The sequence below is a fragment of the Bacillus cereus group sp. N6 genome (genome assembly GCF_016483705.1).
Classification (GTDB): Bacteria; Bacillota; Bacilli; order Bacillales; family Bacillaceae_G; genus Bacillus_A; species Bacillus_A wiedmannii.
Window position 1 is genome coordinate 19,272 of sequence record NZ_JAEHBI010000016.1, and the last position, 23,989, is coordinate 43,260.

Here is a 23,989-nt window from a genome sequence, read left to right on the forward strand (position 1 = left end):
ATATTCGTTCCATTTTATACCTGCATGGAAGTTAACAAATGCAATTAAAGTCATAAAAATTTTTCAGAAATCAGGGTGACTTCTGATACAATAAGAAGGATGATTAAAAAGAAATTTTAGCTGGAGAGGTAGAGGTACATGGATTTAGCGTTGAAATGGTTTGAGTCCATTGATTGGACGAATATAGGTGTGAAATCACTAAAAATAGTCGTTATTTTAATACTTGGTGCAATTATTGTGCGAGTTGCGCGTGCAATTGTACGAAATGCGTTTCGTATGGGAAGCCGTTCGCCAATTCAAATTTCAGAACGTCGTACAGTTACAGTAGCGAAGTTACTTGAAAATATTGTGGCATACGTTGTTATGTTCATTATGTTAATTGCGATTTTGGGTGTGTTTAATATTAATGCATCTGGTTTATTAGCGGGTGCCGGGGTAATTGGTTTAGCAGTCGGATTTGGTGCTCAAAGTTTAGTAAAAGATGTTATTACGGGGTTATTTATTTTGCTAGAAGATCAATTTTCAGTAGGTGACTATGTAAAAATTGGTCAGTTTGAAGGTGTCGTTCTAGAAATTGGACTTCGTACAACAAAAGTAAAGAGTTGGACAGGCGAAATTCATACTTTACCAAATGGAAGTATTATTCAAGTTACGAACTATTCAGTTAGTAATAGTGTAGCATTTGTTGATGTATCCATTTCGTATGAGGCTGACATAGCGAAAGCGGAGCAAGTCATTGAAGAGTTATTAGAAGAATTACCTGCACAGTATACGCAAATGGTAGCAAAGCCTCAGTTATTAGGTGTGCAAACATTGGCTGCGTCAGAAGTTATATTACGTGTTATTGCGGAAGTAGAGCCGATGCAACATGCGGTTATTGCGAGAGCACTTCGTAAAGAAATTAAAAATCGTCTAGATCTACATGGGATTGAAATTCCATATCCACGTATGGTTTTATATAATCGTGAAGAATTGGTGAGTGGAAAAGCAATTTAGTATGGAGAGGGGTTTGGAGAATGGAGCAAAAGCAGTATAACTTGTACGATGTTGTGGAAATGAAGAAAGCCCACCCATGTGGTGAGAATCGCTGGAAAATTATTCGTATGGGAATGGATATCCGCATTAAGTGCGAGGGATGTGACCATTCAGTAATGATTCCTCGAAGAGAATTTGATCGTAAGGTGAAAAAAATACTTGTGAAGCACGAAGAATAGAGAGAAAGTAACAGTTGCAATGGGTAGCTGTTACTTTTTTTCGTTTGGAGGAAACTTGTCATTTTTTTCGTTACTATCTATAATGATGAAAGATTGAGACATAGGAGTGAAAAATATGGGATTAACGGCTGGGATTGTTGGATTACCTAACGTAGGGAAGTCAACTTTATTTAATGCAATTACACAAGCAGGAGCAGAATCTGCAAACTATCCATTCTGTACAATTGATCCAAACGTAGGGATTGTAGAAGTACCAGATGAGCGTTTAAATAAATTAACGGAATTAGTAGAACCGAAAAAAACTGTTCCGACTGTATTTGAGTTTACTGATATTGCAGGTATCGTAAAAGGTGCTAGTAAAGGTGAAGGTTTAGGAAATAAATTCTTATCTCACATTCGCCAAGTAGATGCAATTTGCCAAGTTGTTCGTTGTTTTGAAGACGAAAATATTACACACGTTTCAGGGAAAGTAGATCCAATCGATGATATCGAAACAATCAACTTAGAGCTAATCTTAGCGGATTTAGAATCTGTTGATAAACGTATCGAGCGTGTTGCGAAGTTAGCAAGACAAAAAGATAAAGAAGCAGTATATGAGCATGAAATTTTAGTTCGTTTAAAAGAAGCTTTTGAAGAGGGAAAACCAGCTCGTACTGTTGAATTTACAGAAGAACAAATGAAGATTGTTAAAGGCCTTCATTTACTTACAACGAAAGAAATGTTATACGTAGCAAACGTAAGTGAAGATGATATTATGGATCCTTCTGAAAATAAATATGTACAAATGGTAAAAGAATTTGCTGCAAATGAAAATGCTCAAGTAATCGTTGTATGTGCAAAAATCGAAGAAGAAATCGCTGAGCTAGACGAGGAAGAGAAAAAAGTATTCCTTGAAGAACTAGGCATTGAAGAATCTGGTTTAGATCAATTAATTCGTGCTGCATATGATTTATTAGGACTTGCTACTTACTTCACAGCTGGTGTGCAAGAAGTACGTGCATGGACGTTTAAACAAGGTATGAAAGCACCACAATGTGCTGGCGTAATTCATACAGACTTTGAGCGTGGATTTATTCGTGCGGAAACAGTTTCTTACGAAGACTTAATGACAAACGGTTCTATGACAGCTGCAAAAGAAGCTGGTAAAGTTCGTTTAGAAGGAAAAGAGTATATCGTAAAAGATGGAGACGTTATGCACTTCCGCTTCAACGTTTAATTTAATATTTCCTAGGAAAAATAAAGATATGAGCTTGGCAAATATATTATGTGTTTGCCAAGTTTTTTATGCATGGGTGAGTTGATTCATCTAACTTACTATGATATAATCTAAACTCGTGAGTAATTACTATAAATTAATTGCTCCTTGCCCATTATGGGCCGTTTAGACCAAAAGGAGGTGAAAGTGTAATGAGAAAGTACGAAATTATGTACATCATTCGTCCTGGCGTTGAAGAAGAAGCTCAAAAAGCTTTAGTTGAACGTTTCGCAGGTGTTTTAACAAACAATGGTGCAGAAATCATTAACACGAAAGAGTGGGGTAAGCGTCGTTTAGCTTACGAAATCAACGACTTACGTGAAGGTTTCTACATGATCTTAAACGTGAACTCTAACGCAGAAGCGATTAACGAATTCGACCGTTTAGCTAAGATCAACGAAGACATCCTTCGTCATATCGTTGTTAAAGAAGAAGAAAAATAATTGATATATAAGGGAGAGTGGTTCGATTGATGAATCGTGTTATCCTCGTTGGTCGTTTAACTAAGGACCCTGACTTACGTTACACGCCCAATGGTGTTGCAGTAGCTACTTTTACGTTAGCTGTGAATCGCGCATTTGCGAATCAACAAGGTGAGCGTGAAGCTGACTTTATTAATTGTGTAATATGGCGTAAACAAGCAGAAAACGTAGCAAATTATTTGAAAAAAGGTAGCTTAGCAGGCGTAGATGGACGTCTTCAAACTCGTAATTACGATGGACAAGATGGTAAACGTGTATATGTAACAGAAGTTCTTGCGGAAAGCGTACAATTTTTAGAGCCGCGTAATGGCGGTGGGGAGCAACGTGGTTCATTTAATCAGCAACCATCAGGAGCTGGTTTCGGTAACCAAAGCTCTAACCCATTTGGTCAATCTAGTAATTCAGGTAACCAAGGTAACCAAGGTAACCAAGGGAACTCTGGATTTACGAAGAATGACGATCCATTTTCAAATGTAGGTCAACCGATCGACATTTCCGACGACGATTTACCGTTCTAATACAGTAAATTAGTTAGTTTTAACAAAGAATGGAGGGAATAGACATGGCAGGACGCAAAGGTGGACGTGCGAAACGTCGTAAGGTGTGTTTCTTCACATCTAACGGCATCACTCGCATTGACTATAAAGATGTTGATTTATTAAAACGTTTCGTTTCTGAGCGTGGTAAAATTTTACCTCGTCGTGTAACAGGAACAAGCGCAAAATACCAACGCAAACTTACAGTTGCAATTAAACGTGCTCGTCAAATGGCACTTTTACCATATGTTGGTGAATAATAGCGTATGAAATGCACAGTAGAGTCGGACTCTACTGTGCATTTTGCTATGCTTTTCTTTTTTTGAAAGAGAGGTTAGATGATGAAGAATACGAAATTTATTACTGAGGGTGCAGCGTTGCTAGCGATATATGCAATGTTATTGCTTATATCTATGTATGTTCCAATTTTAGGTACAGTTGTAACGTTTGCGTTGCCATTGCCGTTTATATTGCTAACGATAAGATATAGATTATCTAACGCCTTTGTAATTTTTACGGCGGCACTTTTTATTACTGTTATTGTTAGTCAACCGATGAACCTAGTAAAGACAATTATGTTTGGATTGATAGGTATCGTTTTAGGATATATGTATAAAAAACAAAAAAAACCGGTAGAAATTTTGATGGCGGGGACGCTTGCGTACTTAATTGGTATTATGCTCATTTATGTTGCAAGTATAAAGTTTTTTAACATAGATTTAATGAAGCAAATGCAAAATATGCTTAATGAAAGTATGGCGCAAAGTGAAAAGATAGTCACTGCTGCTGGTATGCCTATTAGTAAGGAGCAAAAAGAATTATTTGCACAATTTAATGATGTGTTACAAACGTTATTCCCAAGTTTGCTTGTAATGGTCTCGGTATGTTTTTCTTGGATTACAGTTATGATATCAGGTAGTGTTTTGAGAAAACTAAAGCATGACGTTATACCTTGGCCTAAATTTAAAGATATACAATTACCAAAGAGTACTGTTTGGTATTACGTTATATTTATTTTGCTATCAACTTTTATAAAAGTAGAACCGACATCATATTTACATATGGTATTTTCTAACCTATATGTCATATTTACCTTACTACTAGTACTACAAGGTCTGACATTTATCGCTTTTCTAGCGCATAGCAAAGGTTTTACGAAAGGGGTTCCTATTATTAGTTTTATTGTCTGCATGTTTATACCGATGTTGTTTCCTCTTGTGACAATCTTAGGTATAATTGATTTAGGGATTTCATTGCGTTCTAAAATAGGAGGATAAAGTAATATTCCTTATACTATTTTAATCTGTTTAACTAACTGAAAGGTGAGTTAGTTTTACTTTATAGGAGTTGTATACATGCCTGAATTTTATAAGAAACAGTGGTTTTTATATCCTGTTTATGTATTGGCATTTTTCGTGTTTGTGCTCATTGCCATCCTCTGTTATTTTCATTTAATTATGGGGATATCCACCTTTTTTATTTTTTGCATTGTACTTTTTGTTGTTATACGCTTTGAACTGACCTTTCAAAGGAATTTTGAGAAGTATACGACAGATATGATTACAAGAGTAAAGAAAGTGAGTAATGAAGCATTTAACCAAATGCCGATTGGTATTTTGTTATACAATAAGGATTATGGGATTGATTGGGCGAATCCTTATTTATCTTCATGTCTAGGACAGCATGCGTTAGCTGGATGGCACCTTTATGATGTATCAGAAACGTTGCTTCTTTTTATTAAGGGAGAAACTTCCGACGATATAGTCTCTTTAAATAACCGAAAGTTTCGCGTTTTTGTAAGGAAAGAAGAAAAGTTAATTTATTTCTTTGATGTAACGGAACAAACAGAGATTGAAAAGATGTACGAGGATCAACGCACTGTTTTGGCTGTCATTTATTTAGATAATTATGATGAAGTTACACAGGGATTAGATGATCAATTACGTACGAATATCACAAGTCTTGTAACATCACGACTAAATGAATGGGCCGTTAAGTATGGGGCATATTTAAAACGTGCATCTTCAGAAAGATTCTTCGTTGTACTAAATGAGAGTATTTTAGCGCAGATGGAGAAAGGGAAATTTAGCATTTTAGATCAGGTGCGTGAAGAAACATCCAAAAGGAATATACCACTCACCTTAAGTATAGGTGTTGGATCAGGTGATTTACCTTTATCAGAGCTTGGGGCAATGGCTCAGTCCGGTTTAGACCTTGCGCTTGGCCGTGGTGGAGATCAAGTAGCTATTAAACAAGCGACAGGTAAAGTTAAGTTTTATGGTGGTAAGACGAATCCAGTTGAAAAACGTACTCGTGTACGTGCCAGAGTTATTTCGCATGCATTAAAGGATTTAGTATTAGAAAGTAGTAATGTCATTATAATGGGGCATAGGGCTCCTGATATGGACGCAATTGGTGCTGCGATTGGTATTTTAAAGGTAGCGCAATTAAATGAGCGCAAAGGATATATTGTGTTAGATGAAAATGATTCTGATAAGGGAATTAAGCGTTTAATGGATAAAGTGAAACAAAACGAAGAGTTATGGTCTCACTTTATTACCCCAGGACAAGCGATGGAATTTGCAAATGATGATTCATTACTTGTTGTTGTTGATACGCATAAACCTTCAATGGTGATGGAAGAAAAGCTGTTACATAAAATTGAAAATGTAGTTGTTATTGACCATCATCGCCGGGGAGAAGATTTTATTGAAGATCCATTGCTTGTTTACATGGAGCCATACGCTTCTTCCACGGCAGAACTTGTTACAGAATTACTTGAGTACCAACCGAAAAATTTAAAAATGACAATGTTAGAAGCAACGGCATTGTTAGCAGGTATTATTGTTGATACGAAAAGCTTTACATTCCGGACGGGTGCTCGTACGTTTGATGCCGCTTCTTATTTACGCTCACATGGTGCAGATACTGTACTTGTACAAGAGCTTTTAAAAGAAGATATGGATCAGTATTTACGGGTTGCAAAAGCTATTAAAAATGCGTACATTTATACAAATGGAATTGCGATTGCAAAAGTTGATAGTGATGATTACTACGATCAAGTGCTTATTGCGCAATCAGCGGACACATTATTAACAATGACAGGAATTATTGCGTCATTTGTTATTGCAAAACGTGGCGAGAATTTCATTGGAATTAGCGGCAGGTCTTTAGGTGAAGTGAACGTGCAGCTAATTATGGAAAATTTAGGCGGTGGTGGGCATTTAACGAATGCAGCCACACAAATGAAAAATGTTACAGTAGATGAAGCTGAGGAGAAGCTTCGATTTGTTATTGATGACTATTTACAGGGAGGCACACAATCATGAAAGTAATTTTTCTAAAAGACGTAAAAGGTAAAGGGAAAAAAGGAGAAATAAAAAACGTACCAGATGGCTATGCAAATAACTTCTTACTAAAACAAGGATTAGCTGCTGAAGCGACAAATAGCAGTATGAAAACTTTAGAAGCTCAAAAGCGAAAAGAAGAAAAAGATGCAGCAGCAGAGGTTGAAAATGCAAAAGAGTTGAAAGAAAAGTTAGAGAAACTAACTGTAGAAGTAAAGGCGAAATCTGGAGAAGGTGGCCGTCTATTCGGTTCAATCACAAGTAAACAAATCGTAGATGCAATGCAAAAATCACATAAAATTAAACTTGATAAACGTAAATTTGAAATGGATGATGCAATTCGTGCATTAGGCTATACAAACGTTACTGTGAAGTTGCATCCGCAAGTAACAGCAACAGTAAAAGTTCATGTTAGTGAACAATAAAAATAAGTTAAGCAAGGAGGATTGCGTATGAGTGATGTAATGGCTGATCGTACCCCTCCGCATAATATAGAGGCTGAGCAGGCGGTTTTAGGGGCCATATTAATTGATCAAGATGCGTTAACGTCAGCATCGGAATTATTGGTACCTGACTCATTTTATCGAACGAAACATCAAAAGATTTTTGAAGTCATGCTTGGGTTATCTGATAAAGGAGAGCCGATTGACTTAGTAATAATGACGTCAGCAATGGCTGATCAAGGATTATTAGAAGAAGTTGGTGGGGTTTCTTACTTAGCAGAATTAGCAGAAGTTGTTCCAACCGCTGCTAACGTAGAATATTATGCACGAATCATCGCTGAAAAGGCGCTATTACGTCGTTTGATTCGAACAGCGACTCATATCGTGTCTGATGGGTATGAGAGAGAAGATGACGTGGATGGTCTTTTAAATGAGGCTGAGAAAAAAATATTAGAAGTATCTCACCAAACGAATGCAAAAGCATTCCAAAACATTAAAGATGTTCTTGTAGATGCTTACGATAAAATTGAACTTTTGCATAATCAAAAAGGTGAAGTTACTGGGATACCAACTGGATTTACAGAATTAGATAAGATGACCGCAGGTTTCCAGCGAAATGATTTAATCATCGTAGCGGCACGTCCATCAGTAGGGAAAACCGCATTTTCATTAAATATCGCACAAAACGTAGCGACGAAAACTGATGAAAATGTAGCGATTTTTAGTTTAGAGATGGGCTCTGATCAGCTTGTTATGCGTATGCTTTGTGCAGAAGGAAATATTGATGCGCAAAGACTGCGTACCGGTTCATTAACTTCTGATGATTGGGCAAAATTAACAATGGCGATGGGGAGCCTTTCTAATGCTGGTATCTATATTGATGATACACCAGGGATTAAAGTAAATGAGATTCGAGCGAAATGCCGTAGATTAAAGCAAGAACAAGGTCTAGGGATGGTTTTAATTGACTATTTACAGCTTATTCAAGGAAGCGGGAAATCAGGAGAAAACCGTCAGCAGGAAGTATCTGAGATTTCTCGTACATTAAAAGGGATTGCGCGTGAATTACAAGTGCCTGTTATTGCCTTGTCACAGTTATCTCGTGGTGTAGAATCTCGTCAAGATAAACGTCCGATGATGTCTGACATTCGTGAATCAGGAAGTATCGAGCAGGATGCTGATATTGTAGCCTTCTTATATCGTGAAGATTACTATGACCGAGAAACGGAAAATAAAAATACGATTGAAATTATTATTGCAAAGCAGCGTAACGGTCCCGTAGGCTCAGTAGAGCTCGCATTCGTTAAAGAGTTCAATAAGTTCGTTAACTTAGAACGTCGCTTCGAGGATGGACATGCGCCGCCTGCATAAAGATAGTATAAAAAAGAAATGCATTTCTTATAATAAGATGTGTTTCTTTTTTTTTATAGGAAAGATAAGGCTTTCATAGTGTGAAAATATAATTCTTACGAACGAAAATGTTTTTTAATAAAAAAATGTTCGCTTTTTGGTTGACTTCTTTTTCGGTTTTGGTACAATTATATTGTTTGAATAGATCGTTTGAAAATCGCGGAGGTGCTTTAATAATGTCTTCAGTAGTAGTTGTAGGAACACAATGGGGCGACGAAGGAAAAGGTAAAATCACTGATTTTCTTTCTGAGCATGCGGAAGTAGTTGCAAGATATCAAGGTGGAAATAACGCGGGACATACAATTGTTTTCGGCGGAGTTAAATATAAATTACACTTAATTCCATCTGGTATTTTCTATAAAGAGAAAATTTGTGTAATCGGAAATGGCTTAGTAGTAGATCCGAAAGCATTACTTGAAGAGTTAAAATACTTACACGATCGTGGTGTAAGTACTGATAATTTACGTGTGAGTAACCGTGCGCACGTTATTTTACCTTATCACTTAAAACAAGATGAATTAGAAGAAGCAAGTAAAGGTGATAACAAAATCGGTACAACGAAAAAAGGTATCGGTCCTGCATATATGGATAAAGCTGCTCGTATTGGTATTCGTATGGCTGATCTTTTAGACCGTGAAGCATTTAAAGAAAAGCTTGAGCGCAATTTAGTAGAAAAAAATCGTTTATTTGAAAAAATGTACGATACAGAAGGTTTCAGTGTAGAAGAAATCTTCGAAGAGTACTTCGAGTACGGACAACAAATCGCGCAATATGTATGTGATACGTCTGTTGTATTAAATGATGCACTAGATAACAATCACCGTGTATTATTTGAAGGTGCACAAGGTGTTATGCTTGATATCGACCACGGTACGTACCCGTTCGTTACATCTTCTAACCCGATTGCTGGTGGTGTAACAGTTGGAACTGGAGTTGGTCCTGCGAAAGTTACTCGCGTTGTAGGTGTGTGTAAAGCATATACAAGCCGCGTAGGTGATGGTCCGTTCCCTACGGAGCTTCATGATGAAATTGGTCATCAAATTCGTGAAGTTGGTCGTGAGTACGGAACGACAACTGGTCGTCCACGCCGCGTAGGTTGGTTCGATAGCGTTGTTGTAAGGCATGCGCGTCGTGTTAGTGGTTTAACAGATTTATCATTAAATTCTATCGACGTTCTAACAGGTATTCCGACTCTTAAAATTTGCGTTGCTTACAAATACAATGGCGAAGTTATCGATGAAGTTCCAGCAAACTTAAACATTTTAGCGAAATGTGAGCCTGTATACGAAGAACTTTCAGGTTGGACAGAAGATATTACTGGTGTAAAATCATTAGACGAGCTTCCTGAAAATGCACGAAAATACGTAGAACGTGTTTCTGAGTTAACAGGAATTCAATTATCTATGTTCTCAGTTGGACCAGATCGTAACCAAACAAATATCGTTCGTAACGTATACGAAGCTTAATTGATATTTTTGAGAAAAAACTCATGTCCGCATGAGTTTTTTCTTATCTTTTATAAAAAAATAAAAAAAGTATTGCAAAAAACAAAGGAAACATGTTATGATACATCTTGTCGTCACGAAAATATGACGTTGGTGAGTATGAGCCATTAGCTCAGTTGGTAGAGCATCTGACTTTTAATCAGAGGGTCGAAGGTTCGAATCCTTCATGGCTCACCATTTTATTTTTCGTGGCCCGTTGGTCAAGTGGTTAAGACACCGCCCTTTCACGGCGGTAACACGGGTTCGAATCCCGTACGGGTCATGTTTTTTTTATGTTCATTTTTGGTCCCGTGGTGTAGTGGTTAACATGCCTGCCTGTCACGCAGGAGATCGCCGGTTCGACCCCGGTCGGGACCGCCACTTTTGTTTATACCACCATTAGTGGTTTTATATATAGTTTTGGCTCGGTAGCTCAGTCGGTAGAGCAGAGGACTGAAAATCCTCGTGTCGGCGGTTCGATTCCGTCCCGAGCCACTCTCAGGATATTAAGTGGGCCCACTTAATATCCTTTTTATTTGTGTAATTTTACAAAATTGAGTAGTTATTTTAAAATAGAATGAGAAGCCTCTAGCAGTTGAAGCTAGAGGTTTTTCTATAGATCGTATAGGATTCCGTGTAAAAGTGGATCATACATGAGTCTGTGAGAATAGAGGAGAAAGTACTTAAGCAAAAGATGCGGCCATATAGGGACATACTATGTAGACATCAATGTGTTTAGGGATATTGAACATATTTTTACCCCGCATTAACGGGCAGTAAGACCCCACCCAAAAATTCAACGAAGGTAAAGAAGTTAGGTGCGGGATCAACTGCACGTAAATGCCCGATTAAAGTTTCACTTTATAAGGAGGAAATAGACGATGATGGGAAAGAAAATTTTAGTAGTTGATGATGAAAAGCCGATTGCGGATATTTTGAAGTTCAACCTAGAAAAAGAAGGTTTTGAAATTGTAATGGCGCATGATGGTGATGAAGCGATTGAAAAAGCGAATGAAGAGCAGCCAGATATGGTTTTATTAGATATTATGCTACCAGGTAAGGATGGCTTAGAGGTTTGCCGTGAAATACGTAAAAGCTCAGAAATGCCGATTATTATGCTTACAGCAAAGGACTCTGAAATTGATAAAGTATTAGGGCTTGAGCTTGGAGCAGATGATTATGTAACGAAGCCATTTAGTACGAGGGAACTACTTGCTCGTGTGAAGGCGAATTTACGTCGCCATCAACAAGGTGGTGCTGCAGAAAAAGAAGAAAATACGGAAATGGTTATTGGACCAATCGTTATCAATTCAAATGCGTATAGTGTAACGAAACGTGAGGAAAATATTGAACTTACACATCGTGAGTTTGAGCTACTACATTATTTAGCCAAACATTTAGGACAAGTTATGACTCGTGAGCATTTATTGCAAACAGTTTGGGGTTATGACTACTTTGGAGATGTACGTACAGTGGATGTAACAGTGCGTCGTTTACGTGAAAAAATTGAAGATAATCCAAGTCATCCTACTTTAATTGTAACTAGACGTGGAGTAGGATATTACTTGCGTGACCCAGAGCAGGAATAGTATATGAAGAAAGTTGGTTTTTTTCAATCTATTCATTTAAAATTTGTACTCATATATATGCTATTAATATTGATAGCTATGCAAGTTATTGGGGTATATTTTGTAAGAGAGTTAGAAAAGAGTCTTGTACAAGGCTTTAGAGATTCTTTAACGCAGCAAACGAACTTATTATCATATAACTTGAAACAAGAGTTTAAAAAAAGTTATACAAAGGCAGAAACAGAATCAACAGATGAAACGATTAAAACTTCAATTCGAAAATTTGCCTCTGATCGAAAGAAAGATATCCAAGAGGTAAGTGTATTTGATTCGCATAGAAAGTTACTCGCTATTTCAGATGAGTCAAAGCAAAACAAGGTAAATAGAACATCAACTGATATAGCTGTTCAACGGGTATTGGTACAAAAAAAGCCAGAAGTGAAAATTGAGAAGGATGGTCGTACAGGACATCGTGTACAAGTTATGCTTACTCCTATTCTAGATGATAACGGCAAGGATGCACTTGGTGTTATTTACATTGTTGCATCTATGGAAGATGTTTATAAACAGATGAAGGATATTAATCAAATTTTTGCGACTGGAACCGTTATTGCATTACTCGTAACAGCTGTACTTGGAATTTTGTTAGCTCAAACGATTACGAGACCAATCTCAGATATGCGAAGACAAGCGATTGAAATGGCAAAAGGAAACTATTCAAGAAAAGTAAAAGTGCATAGCCATGATGAAATAGGACAATTAGCATTATCTTTCAATAATTTATCAAAAAAATTACAACAAGCTCGTTCTTCAACGGAAAGTGAAAGACGTAAATTATCATCTGTTTTATCACATATGACAGATGGAGTAATTGCTACTGACCGAAAAGGAGACATTATTTTATTAAATGATCCTGCGGAAAAGATGCTAAATGTTTCGCGTGAAACGGCGCTCGATCAATCTGTTTTAGAAGTATTAGGGATACAAGAAGAATTTACGCTCGATCATTTATACGAAGAGCCTGATTCCGTTTTATTAGATTTTAGTACGAGAAATGAGCCATATATTTTACGTGCTAGTTTCTCTGTTATTCAAAAAGAGACAGGGAAAGCAAATGGTTTAATTGCCGTATTATATGATGTAACTGAGCAGGAGCGTATAGAGAGGGAACGCCGTGAGTTTGTGGCAAACGTTTCCCATGAATTAAGAACGCCATTAACAACGATGCGCAGTTACTTAGAGGCACTTACGGACGGCGCGTGGCAAGATCCGAATATTGCACCGCAATTTTTAACAGTTACACAAGAAGAAACAGAAAGAATGATTAGACTTGTAAATGCGTTATTGCAACTTTCTAAACTCGATAGTACAGAACATCGTTTAATGAAAGAATGGGTCGACTTTACTGACTTCTTTAATAATATTATTGATCGTTTTGAAATGTCTAAAGAGCAAAACGTAAGTTTCAAACGATCTTTCTCTAAGAAATCCCGATTTATTGATATGGATACGGATAAAATTACGCAAGTTTTGTATAACATTATTTCGAATGCATTAAAGTATTCACCAGAAGGTGGAACAGTAACATATCGCTTACGTGATCGTGGGGAATTATTAGAGGTTAGTGTAAGTGACCAAGGAATGGGTATTCCCAAAGAAAACGTCGATAAAATCTTTGAACGTTTTTACCGCGTAGATAAAGCACGTTCAAGACAAATGGGTGGTACAGGACTTGGATTAGCAATTGCAAAAGAAATGATTGAGGCACATGGTGGCTCGATTTGGGCGAAGAGTGAGGAAGGAAAAGGGACAACTATTTACTTCACATTGCCAATGGCAGCAGATGAAGAGGACGATTGGGAATGAGTATGGAAAATGTTAAAACGATAGTTTTAATTAATTTAGTTGTAATTAGCCTATTTCTTACTTTTAACTTATGGACGTATGTGCCAGATTCCACGTCTATGCAAAATGCAAAATTTGTGCAGGGGAATGAAGGAATTACTCAAACTAAAATCGCTGATGTTGTCCGCCCTACTTCTATCATCGTGCATAAAGATAAAAATCATTATGGGAGCAAAAGAGAGGGAGATATAGAATCAATCTATAAACCTTTGGAAGCAGGGGAATTACATGATTTCAAAGAGATATCGATTGCTAAGGCTGATTTCCTTTCTTATGTGCATGGTGAAGGGAAAATTGAACTTGTTTTTCCTACCAACATCCCGTTTGATGCAGTTAAATCTATGTTTAATATGAAAGAAAAAAGTATAAATAAGCCTAAATATTTTAATCGAATTATTCTTGATCCTTCTAGAAGTAGGGATCAAGAAATTAAAATTAATTTTGTTTCTGATGGTGATAACTCTAGAATATATGAAGCAAAATTAAGTGGTGTGTATTTAAAAGATATTGTAAATGTACAAAATCAATTTATAGTATCGGCAAAACCTTATTTTGACTATCAAATTAATGATATGAAAAAGCTATTTTTACCAGATGGAACGACAGAATTAAGTAATATAACATATATTTCATCTAATTTAGCGGTTGATACATTTAAGAATGCTCTTTTTAGTGACCCACGTTATTTAAGCCCTATTACCGAGAAATCGAAAGAAACATTTACGGATGGTATTAGGTCCATGGAGATTGAAAACGATCATCATATGCTAAAGTATAAAAATTCTTCTGTTTCAAGTGAGAAAACGACAGATAATTTAATGCTTTTACAAAAAAGCTTTGATTTTGTAAATGGTCACAGTGGGAGTTTGGATTCATATCGTTTGGATTATATGAATAAAGGACAGACGGTATTCCGTTTACATGAAGATGGATATTCCGTATTCAATACAGATGGATTAGCTGAATTGAGACAAGTATGGGGATCAGAAGAAGTAATGGAATATGAAAGACCGTTGTTGTCTTTAAATACGAAAGGTATAGAACAGAAGGTTACTCTTCCATCAGGTCATGTTGTAATAGCATCTTTAGAAAATAATGCCGCGGTAGATAAAAGATTCATTAAAGACATTGGTATTGGATACAAATTATCACTAGATGGGCAAGTAGCTCGACTACAGCCAATTTGGTATGTAAAGTTTGTTGAAGATGAAGCGGGTAAACAAAAAATATATGAGTGGAGTGAGGGAGGACTAAATGGATTGGGATCGGATTAAAACCATATTTATTGTGACCTTTTTTGTTTTGGACCTCTTTCTCATTTTTCAATTCATTCAAAAGCAAGATAGTAATCAATTGGAGCTTATTGCAGAAACAAAGATAGATCAAGAATTAAAAGCAAATAAAATTACTATGGGTAATTTCCCTAAAGAACCGAAAAAAGAATCATTTATTAGGGCGGAAAACAAGGCGTTTAAAGAAGAAGATGTACAGTCTTTAAAGAATCAAACGGCGCATATACAAAATATGTACAGGATAGAAAGTAAGCTAAAAGAGCCCTTTTTAAATACAAAATCATTATCCAAAGATAAGTATAGTGATTTTTTGAAGAACTATGTATTGGATGGACAAAAGTATGAGTTTGGGGCGATGAAAGACTCTAAAATTTACTTCTTCCAAAAATATAAAGATAAGCCTATTTTCTATAACGATCAGGCAATGATTGTTGTGGAATTAAATGAAAAAAATGAACTCGTGTCGTACACGCAGACGATGCTAACTGATTTAAAAGAAATGGGCGAAAGTGAAAAAACGAAACAGCAAGAAATTATTACTGCTCAAACAGCTTTAGAAAATCTGTATTTAAAAAATAAAGTTCATGGGAATACACATGTAAAAGAAGCACAAATTGGTTATGCCACCCTTACCGCATCTACTTCTAATAACCAAGTACTCGCTCCAACATGGAATTTAAAAACGGAGCAGAAGCAGGACTTCTTTGTAAATGCAATCGAAGGACAAGTTATGGAATTAGGGGAAAGGGAAAATCAAGTGGTTGATGAACATACTGGAGTGAGAAAGAATGGGGTTGCATTTTAGCGTACTTGCAAGTGGAAGTACAGGGAATATGCTATATGTAGGAACAGATGAAAAAAAATTACTCGTCGATGCAGGTTTAAGTGGTAAAGCAACAGAGGCTTTATTTAAACAGGCAGAACTAAATATAAATGATGTATCAGGTATTCTTGTAACACATGAACATAGTGACCATATTAAAGGGTTAGGTGTATTGGCACGTAAATATGATTTACCTGTTTATGCAAATGAGAAAACATGGAATGCAATGGAACATTTAATAGGAAATATCCCAACTGAGCAAAAGTTTATTTTCTCAGTTGGGGATGTGAAAACATTCGGTGATATTGAGGTCGAGTCATTTGGGGTTTCTCATGATGCGGCAGAGCCGATGTTCTATGCTTTTCATAACAATAATAGAAAGTTAGCCCTTATTACAGATACGGGATACGTGAGTGACCGTATGAAAGGTGTTATTAAGGGTGCTAATGCTTTCGTGTTTGAAAGTAATCATGACGTGGAAATGCTTCGTATGGGACGTTATCCATGGAGTATTAAGCGACGTATTTTAAGTGATGTGGGTCACGTTTGTAATGAGGACGCTGCATTAGCGATGGCGGATGTAATTACAGATGAGACAAAACATATTTATTTAGCTCATTTAAGTTTAGATAATAACATGAAAGAGCTCGCACGTATGTCAGTATCACAAGTATTAGAGGAAAAAGGATTTGGAGTGGGAGAAGCCTTTGAAATTCACGATACAGATCCGAAAATGCCTACAAAAATTCAATACGTATAATTCTTCATTTTAGTAAACAATAAAGGTGAATATAGTTGTTTTCAGGAAGATGGGTGAACAAATATGTCCTTTATTGATGAAGAAAATTATCGTATGAAACGTGCAAGAAAAAAGAAGCATAAAGGTATTGTTATTTCTAGTATAGCAGGAACAATTGTAGGAGCTTCGTTATTTGCATTTGGAGCTCCTTTATTTGCGAATGATGCGGGCGCGCTTCCGCAAGCTGAAGCAAGTGGAAGTAATATGGCCGAAGCTCAAGGAATTAAACAGATTAGCTTTGTTGATGCTGTTGATCGTGCGTCTGAAGCTGTTGTTGGCGTTATTAATATTCAACGAGATAATTTTTCAGAGGCAGATTCAGAAGCTGGTACAGGATCGGGTGTAATTTATAAAAAATCAGATGGCCAAGCTTATATTGTAACGAATAATCATGTTGTTGCTGGAGCAAATCGTATTGAAGTAAGCTTAAGTGATGGTAAGAAGGTTCCGGGAAAAGTATTAGGAACGGATGTAGTCACAGATTTGGCTGTACTAGAAATAGATGCAAAGCATGTGAAAAAAATAATTGAGATTGGCGATTCTAATACTGTTCGTAGAGGAGAACCGGTCATTGCGATTGGAAACCCACTCGGGCTGCAATTTTCAGGAACCGTTACACAAGGCATTATTTCAGCTAAGGAACGTATTGTTCCTGTAGATTTGGATCAAGATGGACATTACGATTGGCAAGTAGAAGTATTGCAAACAGACGCAGCAATTAATCCAGGTAATAGTGGTGGTGCGCTTGTAAATGCGGCAGGTCAATTAATTGGCATTAACTCAATGAAAATTGCAGCAAAAGAAGTAGAAGGAATTGGACTAGCTATTCCAGTTACTAGAGCTGTTCCAATTATGAATGAATTAGAGAAGTATGGAAAAGTAAGGAGACCGTATGTTGGAATTGAACTTAGATCGTTAAATGAGATTCCAAATTACCATTGGTCAAAAACATTGCATTTACCAAGCAATGTAACAGAGGGAGTTTGCATTTTAGATGTGAAAAGTCCTTCGCCAGGTGTAGATGCTGGTTTACGAGAACACGATGTGATTGTAGCAGTAGATGGAAAACCGGTTCGCGATATTATTGGATTCCGTACGGCCTTATATGATAAAAAAATTAATGATAAAATGACTCTTACGTTTTATCGTGGTACAAAACGAGCAACAACAACGGTTAAACTAGGCATTCAAAAGTATTAAAAACAGGAGGGCCTACCTCCTGTTTTCTATTGTAGAAAAGTGAGGTGAAGAATATGAATTTACCTTGTTGTTTAGAACATGTTGAATTAGCTTTAGATATTATTGTGGATGAGTGTGAAGTTGCACCGGTTATCAACAATGTGGATAACTCAGAAAAAGAGAAAAAAACATGTGAATTTTGTCAAAACGAGGCGACATATGTTGTATCGAACACAGATTCTCACACAATATGTGGGTAACAATTGTGGATATGTGGATAAGTTATGTGGATAACATGTTTGTAAGGTGGGGAATGAGTGTGAATATCTCGATTATTTCAATTGGGAAATTAAAAGAAAAATATTTAAAACAAGGTATAGCAGAATACTTAAAACGATTATCTGCATACGCAAAAGTAGAAGTAATTGAATTGCCAGATGAAAAGGCGCCAGAAAATTTAAGTGTAGCAGAAATGTTAATTGTAAAAGAAAAAGAAGGTATACGTATACTGGATAAAATTTCTGACGATACGCATGTCATTGCGTTAGCAATAGAAGGAAAACAAAAATCATCAGAAGAATTTGCAGTAAGCTTAGATCGTCTTGCTACATATGGAAAGAGTAAAGTTGCATTTGTAATAGGTGGATCACTTGGACTAAGTTCAGAAGTAATGAAGCGTTCAAACGAATCTCTTTCTTTTTCAAAGATGACATTACCACACCAATTAATGCGATTAGTATTGCTTGAGCAAGTGTATAGAGCGTTTCGTATTAATCGTGGGGAACCGTATCATAAATAAAATTACTTTTTGTATATAAAAAGAGTAAAAAAGACCATTGGGCAAAAACCACCGATGGTCTTTTAAATATTAATAGGTAGTACGAAGGTTTCCTAAAATAAGTATGTTTCTATTTATAAAAAAGTGTGTTGTAATATGAAGAGGAAAAAGTATAAGTAGTCATAGAAGTGAGGAATTAAAGGTGAAGAAGTTTAAAAAGTTTTACTTGGAGATTACGAGTGTATGTAATCTTGCGTGCAGCTTTTGTCCGCCGACGGAAAGGCAGAAGCAATTCATTTCTGTGGAGGATTTTGCTAAAAGATTAGACCAAATTAAACCTCACACAGACTACATTTATTTGCACGTGAAGGGTGAGCCATTGCTCCATCCAAAAATAGATCAACTGTTAGATTTGAGCCATGAAAAAGGGTTTAAAGTTAATATTACAACGAACGGAACGTTAATTAATAAGAGAAGGCATAGACTGTTAAATAAGCCTGCTTTAAGACAAATGAATTTTTCACTGCACAGTTTTGATGGGCATCCAGGTTCGCAAGATAAAGAAGGTTATGTAAGGAGTATACTTTCCTTCATTAGAGAGGCGACAAGTCAATCGGATTTAATTGTTTCACTACGGTTATGGAATTTAACTCAGGATAATAAAACAAATGCTGAAATCCAGAAAAATAGAGATTTATTATCCATCATTGAAAATGAGTTTGGTCTCTCTTATCAAATCGAAGAGAAGCTTACACCAGGAAAAGGTATAAAAATTGCAGAACGCGTCTTTATTAATCAAGACTATGAATTCCAGTGGCCAGCATTACATGAAGAAGAGGATGATGGAAAAGGATTCTGTCATGGTCTTCGAAATCAAGCGGGTATTTTAGCGAACGGAACGGTTATTCCTTGCTGTTTAGATGGTGAAGGGATTATTAACCTTGGGAATATTAATAATGACTCATTTTCTAATATTATAGAAGGTGAAAGAGCAACAAACATTGTCGATGGATTTTCGAAAAGAGTTGCAGTCGAAGAGCTATGCAGGAAATGTGGATACCGTAAAAGATTTGGAAAATAAATATGAAAAAAGCCCTCATAAAGTGAGGGCTTTTTTTTATTCTTGATAAGAACGTTCCAATTCATCAATTAAGGAACCGACGTAAGAAACAGCCCTGCGGATTGCATCTGGTTTTGACATATCTACTCCGGCATGCTTCATTAATTCAAGTGGTTTCATCGTACCACCAGCGCGAAGTACATCTAACCAGCGATCAACGGCAGGTTGCCCTTCCTCTTTAATCATTTGGGCTACCGCAGTAGATGCAGTGAGGCCTGCGGAATAGGTGTAAGAATATAAGCCCATATAATAATGAGGTTGGCGCATCCAAGTTAAGCCAGCACCTTCGTCAATTTCTACAGAATTTCCCCAGAATGTCGAAAGTACATTTGTTTTTATTTCAGTTAAAGTTGTAGCTGTAAGTGCTTCTCCTTCTTCTGCTAGGGTATATACTCTTCTTTGATATTCTCCCTCAAGTAAGTGAGTAACAAAGTTATGATAATATGTGCCAAGTAGTTGCAGAATCACCCATCTGCGCATTCTCTTGTCGTCAGTAGTCGCTAATAAATGCTGGGCTAATAGTAATTCATTCATTGTAGATGGTGCTTCAACAAAGTACATAGATGGACGTACATTCATAATACGCTGGTTTTTATTTGCTAAATAAAAATGACCAGCATGGCCAAATTCATGTGCTAATGTGAAGCATCCACGCATCGTATTTTGCCATGTAATTAAAATGTATGGATGAGAACCATATGGGCTTGAACAAAATGCTCCGGTGGATTTGCCTACGTTATCTGCAAGATCAACCCATCTTTCTTTGAATCCTTTTTCGATAATGGAACTATATTCATCGCCTAATACCTTTAAAGAATCTTGAATTAATTTACCAGCCTCCTTGTATGTGATGGTTGGATTAAATTCGGGATCTAAAGGTGCATGTAAGTCGCAGAACAGCATTTGATCGAGTCCTAATACTTTCTTTTTTAAATCTGCAAAACGGCGCATATGAGGCGCTAATTCTTTATAAATAATATCAAGTTGATTGTTATACATTTCAAGTGGAACTTTTTGAGGTTCTAAAAGCATATGAGTAACAGATTCAAATTTGCGTAAACGAGAGAGTGTTACTTGTTTTTTTACTTCAGTAGCATATGTTGTTGCCACTGTATTCTTATATCGTTTTAAGGTGGAAACAAATGATGAGTATGCTTTTCTACGTATGTCTACGCTTGGAGAGAACTCATATTTGCTTTCAAATAATGAAAATGATACAGGGAGTTCGTTTCCTTTTTCGTCTTGTATGGAGGTAAAATCCATATCGGCTAATTTAGTCATACCGTAAATTTTGTATGGAGAACTATGTACTTCGCCAAGTGCAGCAAGAGCTTCTTCTGTTTCAGGAGAGAGCGTGTGCGGCCTTTTTTGTAGGATGTCTAGTAATGACTTACGGAAAGGTTCGAGTTTTGTTTCTTCAGCTAAATATTTTTCAATTGTTCCTTCGTCGAATGAGAGGATTTCATTATGGATAAAGGACAGTGCAGTATGTACTTTCGTCCATAAAGCAGCAATTTTGGAAGAGTTCGCTTGAATAATTGGATTTGTACGATCAGTGGATTCTTTTAAATTTGCATATGAGTATAGTTTTGTTAACTCCATTAAAAGATCTTCTTCTAAAAGTAGGCAATGTAATAAGGTAGTGGGGCTAGTGTGTAATTGTCCTTTAAACGCATCAAGTTTTTTTATATCGTTTGTTAATACACGTAATGCAGTTTCCCACTCTTTATCAGATTCGTATAAATCAGAGAGGTCCCATGTTAGTTCAGTAGGGACTTCTGTGCGAATATGGCGTTTCTCAATTACATTTTTCATTTGTTATATCCCCCTTATTATAAGTATCTAAAAACATGATACTAGAAAATTCAGTAAAATGAAAATAATTTACATTTCTATGTATGAAAAAGAAGGACAAGCATAAAAATGCTTGTCCTTCGAGTTAAATTTAAAATTAATATACTTTATCACCGTTGAAAATAGAGTTTTTCACGACTACATAATCTACAGTACGAATTGAGTCTAATTTTGTTCCGCCAGCGTAAGAGATAGAAGATTGAAGATCTTGTTCCATTTCGATTAAAGTATCTTCTAAAGAACCTTTATGCTCAACGAACATTTTCTTACCTTCAACGTTTTTCTTCTCACCTTTTTGGAATTCAGAAGCTGAACCGAAGTACTCTTTATAAAGTTTGCCGTCTTTTTCGATTGTTTCCCCTGGAGACTCTTCATGACCAGCGAATAGAGAACCGATCATAACCATAGTCGCCCCAAATCGAATAGATTTAGCTACGTCGCCGTGTGTACGAATACCACCGTCAGCGATAATTGGCTTACTTGCAGCTTTTGCACACCAGCGAAGTGCAGCTAGTTGCCAACCGCCAGTTCCAAAACCTGTTTTAATTTTAGTAATACAAACTTTACCAGGTCCAATACCAACTTTTGTTGCGTCAGCACCAGCGTTTTCTAATTCTCTTACCGCTTCTGGAGTCCCAACGTTTCCAGCGATAACGAAGCTTTCTGGTAAATGCTTCTTAATATGTTGAATCATGTTGATTACAGCATTAGAATGTCCGTGTGCAATATCAATCGTGATGTATTCAGGTGTAAGTTGCTCAGCAGCTAATTGTTGTACGAATTCATACTCGTCCTCTTTTACACCAACGCTAATAGAAGCGATTAATCCACGTGATTGCATATCTCTAATGAATGAGATACGTTTCTCTGGTTGGAAACGATGCATGATATAGAAGTAATTGTTTTCAGCTAAATAAGTTGCGATTCTTTCATCAATAATCGTTTGCATATTTGCAGGTACGACAGGTAATTTAAATTTATGTTTACCTAAAGTGACAGTTGTATCACATTCAGAGCGGCTGTTTACAATACATTTCGCAGGAATTAATTGAATATCTTCATAGTCGAATACGTTTTCCATCATTTACACCCCTAAAATACGAATATTTTATTCATTTTGTTTAAAAATGTTCGTCCAAAAGATAATTTACATTATTTTCACTCATAAGTCAAAGGTTTTCATGTTTATATTTAAAAATTAAGGTTTAGCTACGTATGTTGTAAGTTCATGTAATTAAAATGTGTTTAAACATAGTATTATTTGATGTAAAATTATGTTTGGGAAATAAAAGTTAAAGAGGTAAATTTAGGAGGGGTGCTAATGAAGCGCTTAGTATATATGGATTGGTTGCGTGTATTAGCAACGATCGCAGTGGTTACAATTCACGTTTCTGCTGGTTATGTTTCTATGTTAGATGCAAATAACGTATCACGCTGGATGGCTGGTAACTTGTTTGAATCGATTTCACGTGCGAGTGTTCCGATTTTTGTAATGATTAGTGGAGCGTTATTGTTAAAGGGTACAAAAGATATTTCAGTCGGGGAATTTTTACAGAAGCGTGCAAGTAAAGTAATTATACCTTTTGTAGCTTGGAGCGCTATATTTTATGCATATGGAGCATATGCAGGATATTTCCCGGCATCTTTAAAGCAAGGGATAAAGCACTTTTTAACGGATACTATTGGGGGACATTTATGGTTCTTATACATGATTGTAGGGATATATTTAATTACACCTCTACTGAAAATCTTTGTGAAGAACGCTAAAAAAAGAGAGATAGAATACTTTTTAATTTTATGGCTATATGCGTCTGTTGTAGTCAATTTAGTGAAATATTATTATCCTATCAACTTTAACATTGAATTATTTTACGTTACAAATTATGTAGGGTATTTCTTACTTGGTTATTATTTATCCAATTACGATATTTCGAAAAAATGGAGGAATATTTCTTACATTGGAGGACTTGTAGGATTTATTAGTACATTCTTTATTACATATTACTATACAGTAAAAGCAAATGGACAGTTAGAGCAGTTTTGGTATGGATATTTTGCGCCAGGTGTTGTACTGATGGCGATCGGATTATTTATATTTTTCAAATATGCATTCCAAAAGTCAGAAAGAGAATTACCATTGTTATTCCGTTTTATAAATCAAGCAAGCCTTGGAATCTATATTCTTCACTTCTTCTTATTAAATAACTTGTTGTACATGGTTTTCCCTAAGGTAAATGAGCGTGTACATGCAATATTGGCAATACCTATTAATGTAACGATTACAATTGTTCTTAGTCTGGTAATTACGTTAGTATTGCAAAGAATACCAGTTGTGAAAAAATTAGTTCCGTAAAAATGAATACAGTATAGATAGGGCAGACTTATTATTAAGGCTGCCTTTTCCTATTTTAAAATTATACTTAGATAAATTTAGGTTGAAACGAATTGAAAACAGTGGATTAATATAGTATCTTACTATAGTCTAAAGTGAGGTATGAAG

23 protein-coding genes and 4 tRNA genes are annotated in these 23,989 nt (G+C 36.2%); 25 read left to right on the forward strand and 2 right to left on the reverse strand.

The window, feature by feature from the left end; translation table 11 throughout:
• Positions 1 to 138 precede the first annotated feature (138 nt).
• The 24 genes from JDS99_RS13630 (at position 139) to JDS99_RS13745 (ending at position 19,596) form a co-directional block, all read left to right on the forward strand.
• Entirely contained in the window at positions 139 to 996 is an 858-nt protein-coding gene (locus tag JDS99_RS13630) for a mechanosensitive ion channel family protein (RefSeq protein ID WP_097890076.1), read from the forward strand.
• 20 nt (positions 997 to 1,016) lie between these two features.
• The gene (locus tag JDS99_RS13635; RefSeq protein ID WP_000436051.1) at positions 1,017 to 1,214 is read left to right on the forward strand and encodes a DUF951 domain-containing protein; all 198 of its coding nucleotides are present in this window, start codon (positions 1,017 to 1,019) and stop codon (positions 1,212 to 1,214) included.
• 115 nt (positions 1,215 to 1,329) lie between these two features.
• Positions 1,330 to 2,430, forward strand: coding sequence for a redox-regulated ATPase YchF (ychF, locus tag JDS99_RS13640; protein WP_000524660.1), 1,101 nt, complete (start codon positions 1,330 to 1,332; stop codon positions 2,428 to 2,430).
• 191 nt (positions 2,431 to 2,621) lie between these two features.
• Positions 2,622 to 2,912 carry a 30S ribosomal protein S6 gene (gene rpsF / locus JDS99_RS13645; RefSeq protein ID WP_001233781.1) on the forward strand — a complete coding sequence of 97 codons (291 nt, stop codon included), beginning with the start codon at positions 2,622 to 2,624 and terminating at the stop codon, positions 2,910 to 2,912.
• 26 nt (positions 2,913 to 2,938) lie between these two features.
• Positions 2,939 to 3,469, forward strand: a complete 531-nt coding sequence (ssb, locus tag JDS99_RS13650; RefSeq protein ID WP_002108911.1) for a single-stranded DNA-binding protein — start codon at positions 2,939 to 2,941, stop codon at positions 3,467 to 3,469.
• 44 nt (positions 3,470 to 3,513) lie between these two features.
• Positions 3,514 to 3,747, forward strand: a complete 234-nt coding sequence (gene rpsR / locus JDS99_RS13655; protein WP_000918874.1) for a 30S ribosomal protein S18 — start codon at positions 3,514 to 3,516, stop codon at positions 3,745 to 3,747.
• A gap of 81 nt (positions 3,748 to 3,828) precedes the next feature.
• The gene (locus JDS99_RS13660) at positions 3,829 to 4,764 is read left to right on the forward strand and encodes a YybS family protein (protein ID WP_199695223.1); all 936 of its coding nucleotides are present in this window, start codon (positions 3,829 to 3,831) and stop codon (positions 4,762 to 4,764) included.
• A gap of 78 nt (positions 4,765 to 4,842) precedes the next feature.
• Positions 4,843 to 6,816: a DHH family phosphoesterase gene (locus JDS99_RS13665; RefSeq protein ID WP_199695224.1), complete on the forward strand. Its 1,974-nt coding sequence runs from the start codon at positions 4,843 to 4,845 to the stop codon at positions 6,814 to 6,816.
• On the forward strand, positions 6,813 to 7,259 hold the full coding sequence (gene rplI / locus JDS99_RS13670) for a 50S ribosomal protein L9 (protein ID WP_088065087.1): 447 nt from the start codon (positions 6,813 to 6,815) through the stop codon (positions 7,257 to 7,259). Before JDS99_RS13665 ends, rplI begins: the two co-directional genes overlap by 4 nt.
• 27 nt (positions 7,260 to 7,286) lie before the next feature.
• Entirely contained in the window at positions 7,287 to 8,648 is a 1,362-nt protein-coding gene (gene dnaB, locus JDS99_RS13675; protein ID WP_001286242.1) for a replicative DNA helicase, read from the forward strand.
• 215 nt (positions 8,649 to 8,863) lie between these two features.
• Positions 8,864 to 10,153 (forward strand): adenylosuccinate synthase, encoded by a 1,290-nt coding sequence (locus JDS99_RS13680; protein ID WP_044740892.1) that lies wholly within the window; start codon positions 8,864 to 8,866, stop codon positions 10,151 to 10,153.
• Positions 10,154 to 10,293: 140 nt separating this feature from the next.
• Positions 10,294 to 10,369 (forward strand) — tRNA-Lys (locus tag JDS99_RS13685).
• A gap of 13 nt (positions 10,370 to 10,382) precedes the next feature.
• Positions 10,383 to 10,454: transfer RNA gene (locus JDS99_RS13690), tRNA-Glu, on the forward strand.
• 22 nt (positions 10,455 to 10,476) lie between these two features.
• A tRNA-Asp gene (locus tag JDS99_RS13695) sits at positions 10,477 to 10,552 on the forward strand.
• Between the two features lie 41 nt (positions 10,553 to 10,593).
• Positions 10,594 to 10,666: transfer RNA gene (locus tag JDS99_RS13700), tRNA-Phe, on the forward strand.
• 386 nt (positions 10,667 to 11,052) lie between these two features.
• Positions 11,053 to 11,760: a cell wall metabolism DNA-binding response regulator WalR gene (gene walR / locus JDS99_RS13705; protein ID WP_000971866.1), complete on the forward strand. Its 708-nt coding sequence runs from the start codon at positions 11,053 to 11,055 to the stop codon at positions 11,758 to 11,760.
• Between the two features lie 3 nt (positions 11,761 to 11,763).
• Positions 11,764 to 13,605 carry a cell wall metabolism sensor histidine kinase WalK gene (gene walK / locus JDS99_RS13710; RefSeq protein WP_048542845.1) on the forward strand — a complete coding sequence of 614 codons (1,842 nt, stop codon included), beginning with the start codon at positions 11,764 to 11,766 and terminating at the stop codon, positions 13,603 to 13,605.
• Positions 13,602 to 14,918 carry a YycH family regulatory protein gene (locus JDS99_RS13715; RefSeq protein ID WP_088065085.1) on the forward strand — a complete coding sequence of 439 codons (1,317 nt, stop codon included), beginning with the start codon at positions 13,602 to 13,604 and terminating at the stop codon, positions 14,916 to 14,918. The genes walK and JDS99_RS13715 overlap by 4 nt, the downstream gene beginning before the upstream one ends.
• Positions 14,899 to 15,741 carry a two-component system regulatory protein YycI gene (locus JDS99_RS13720; RefSeq protein WP_088065084.1) on the forward strand — a complete coding sequence of 281 codons (843 nt, stop codon included), beginning with the start codon at positions 14,899 to 14,901 and terminating at the stop codon, positions 15,739 to 15,741. Before JDS99_RS13715 ends, JDS99_RS13720 begins: the two co-directional genes overlap by 20 nt.
• Positions 15,725 to 16,519: an MBL fold metallo-hydrolase gene (locus JDS99_RS13725; protein ID WP_000522836.1), complete on the forward strand. Its 795-nt coding sequence runs from the start codon at positions 15,725 to 15,727 to the stop codon at positions 16,517 to 16,519. Before JDS99_RS13720 ends, JDS99_RS13725 begins: the two co-directional genes overlap by 17 nt.
• Positions 16,520 to 16,582: 63 nt before the next feature.
• Entirely contained in the window at positions 16,583 to 17,758 is a 1,176-nt protein-coding gene (locus JDS99_RS13730; protein WP_199695225.1) for a S1C family serine protease, read from the forward strand.
• 53 nt (positions 17,759 to 17,811) lie between these two features.
• A complete protein-coding gene (locus JDS99_RS13735; RefSeq protein ID WP_001052827.1) occupies positions 17,812 to 17,997 on the forward strand; it encodes a CxxH/CxxC protein in 186 nt (61 codons plus the stop codon).
• A 59-nt stretch (positions 17,998 to 18,056) separates the two neighbouring features.
• Positions 18,057 to 18,536 carry a 23S rRNA (pseudouridine(1915)-N(3))-methyltransferase RlmH gene (rlmH, locus tag JDS99_RS13740; protein ID WP_199695226.1) on the forward strand — a complete coding sequence of 160 codons (480 nt, stop codon included), beginning with the start codon at positions 18,057 to 18,059 and terminating at the stop codon, positions 18,534 to 18,536.
• A gap of 181 nt (positions 18,537 to 18,717) precedes the next feature.
• Positions 18,718 to 19,596, forward strand: a complete 879-nt coding sequence (locus JDS99_RS13745; RefSeq protein WP_000713629.1) for a radical SAM/SPASM domain-containing protein — start codon at positions 18,718 to 18,720, stop codon at positions 19,594 to 19,596.
• A 36-nt stretch (positions 19,597 to 19,632) separates the two neighbouring features.
• On the opposite strand, the gene pepF is transcribed toward JDS99_RS13745, so the two are convergent.
• Positions 19,633 to 21,450 carry an oligoendopeptidase F gene (gene pepF / locus JDS99_RS13750; RefSeq protein ID WP_088065083.1) on the reverse strand — a complete coding sequence of 606 codons (1,818 nt, stop codon included), beginning with the start codon at positions 21,448 to 21,450 and terminating at the stop codon, positions 19,633 to 19,635.
• A gap of 136 nt (positions 21,451 to 21,586) precedes the next feature.
• Positions 21,587 to 22,570: a GMP reductase gene (gene guaC, locus JDS99_RS13755; RefSeq protein ID WP_000432444.1), complete on the reverse strand. Its 984-nt coding sequence runs from the start codon at positions 22,568 to 22,570 to the stop codon at positions 21,587 to 21,589.
• Between the two features lie 240 nt (positions 22,571 to 22,810).
• On the opposite strand from guaC, the gene JDS99_RS13760 reads away from it, so the two are divergent.
• Positions 22,811 to 23,842, forward strand: a complete 1,032-nt coding sequence (locus JDS99_RS13760; protein WP_087981859.1) for an acyltransferase — start codon at positions 22,811 to 22,813, stop codon at positions 23,840 to 23,842.
• Positions 23,843 to 23,989: the final 147 nt, after the last annotated feature.

Excerpts from the sequence above, each read along its gene's own strand:
- JDS99_RS13630 (WP_097890076.1), top strand. The coding sequence starts at position 139 with ATGGATTTAGCGTTGAAATGGTTTGAGTCCATTGATTGGACGAATATA.
- JDS99_RS13635 (WP_000436051.1), top strand. The coding sequence starts at position 1,017 with ATGGAGCAAAAGCAGTATAACTTGTACGATGTTGTGGAAATGAAGAAA.
- ychF (WP_000524660.1), top strand. The coding sequence starts at position 1,330 with ATGGGATTAACGGCTGGGATTGTTGGATTACCTAACGTAGGGAAGTCA.
- rpsF (WP_001233781.1), top strand. The coding sequence starts at position 2,622 with ATGAGAAAGTACGAAATTATGTACATCATTCGTCCTGGCGTTGAAGAA.
- rpsR (WP_000918874.1), top strand. The coding sequence starts at position 3,514 with ATGGCAGGACGCAAAGGTGGACGTGCGAAACGTCGTAAGGTGTGTTTC.
- JDS99_RS13660 (WP_199695223.1), top strand. The coding sequence starts at position 3,829 with ATGAAGAATACGAAATTTATTACTGAGGGTGCAGCGTTGCTAGCGATA.
- JDS99_RS13665 (WP_199695224.1), top strand. The coding sequence starts at position 4,843 with ATGCCTGAATTTTATAAGAAACAGTGGTTTTTATATCCTGTTTATGTA.
- rplI (WP_088065087.1), top strand. The coding sequence starts at position 6,813 with ATGAAAGTAATTTTTCTAAAAGACGTAAAAGGTAAAGGGAAAAAAGGA.
- dnaB (WP_001286242.1), top strand. The coding sequence starts at position 7,287 with ATGAGTGATGTAATGGCTGATCGTACCCCTCCGCATAATATAGAGGCT.
- JDS99_RS13680 (WP_044740892.1), top strand. The coding sequence starts at position 8,864 with ATGTCTTCAGTAGTAGTTGTAGGAACACAATGGGGCGACGAAGGAAAA.
- walR (WP_000971866.1), top strand. The coding sequence starts at position 11,053 with ATGATGGGAAAGAAAATTTTAGTAGTTGATGATGAAAAGCCGATTGCG.
- walK (WP_048542845.1), top strand. The coding sequence starts at position 11,764 with ATGAAGAAAGTTGGTTTTTTTCAATCTATTCATTTAAAATTTGTACTC.
- JDS99_RS13715 (WP_088065085.1), top strand. The coding sequence starts at position 13,602 with ATGAGTATGGAAAATGTTAAAACGATAGTTTTAATTAATTTAGTTGTA.
- JDS99_RS13720 (WP_088065084.1), top strand. The coding sequence starts at position 14,899 with ATGGATTGGGATCGGATTAAAACCATATTTATTGTGACCTTTTTTGTT.
- JDS99_RS13725 (WP_000522836.1), top strand. The coding sequence starts at position 15,725 with ATGGGGTTGCATTTTAGCGTACTTGCAAGTGGAAGTACAGGGAATATG.
- JDS99_RS13730 (WP_199695225.1), top strand. The coding sequence starts at position 16,583 with ATGTCCTTTATTGATGAAGAAAATTATCGTATGAAACGTGCAAGAAAA.
- JDS99_RS13735 (WP_001052827.1), top strand. The coding sequence starts at position 17,812 with ATGAATTTACCTTGTTGTTTAGAACATGTTGAATTAGCTTTAGATATT.
- pepF (WP_088065083.1), bottom strand. The coding sequence starts at position 21,450 with ATGAAAAATGTAATTGAGAAACGCCATATTCGCACAGAAGTCCCTACT.
- guaC (WP_000432444.1), bottom strand. The coding sequence starts at position 22,570 with ATGGAAAACGTATTCGACTATGAAGATATTCAATTAATTCCTGCGAAA.
- JDS99_RS13760 (WP_087981859.1), top strand. The coding sequence starts at position 22,811 with ATGAAGCGCTTAGTATATATGGATTGGTTGCGTGTATTAGCAACGATC.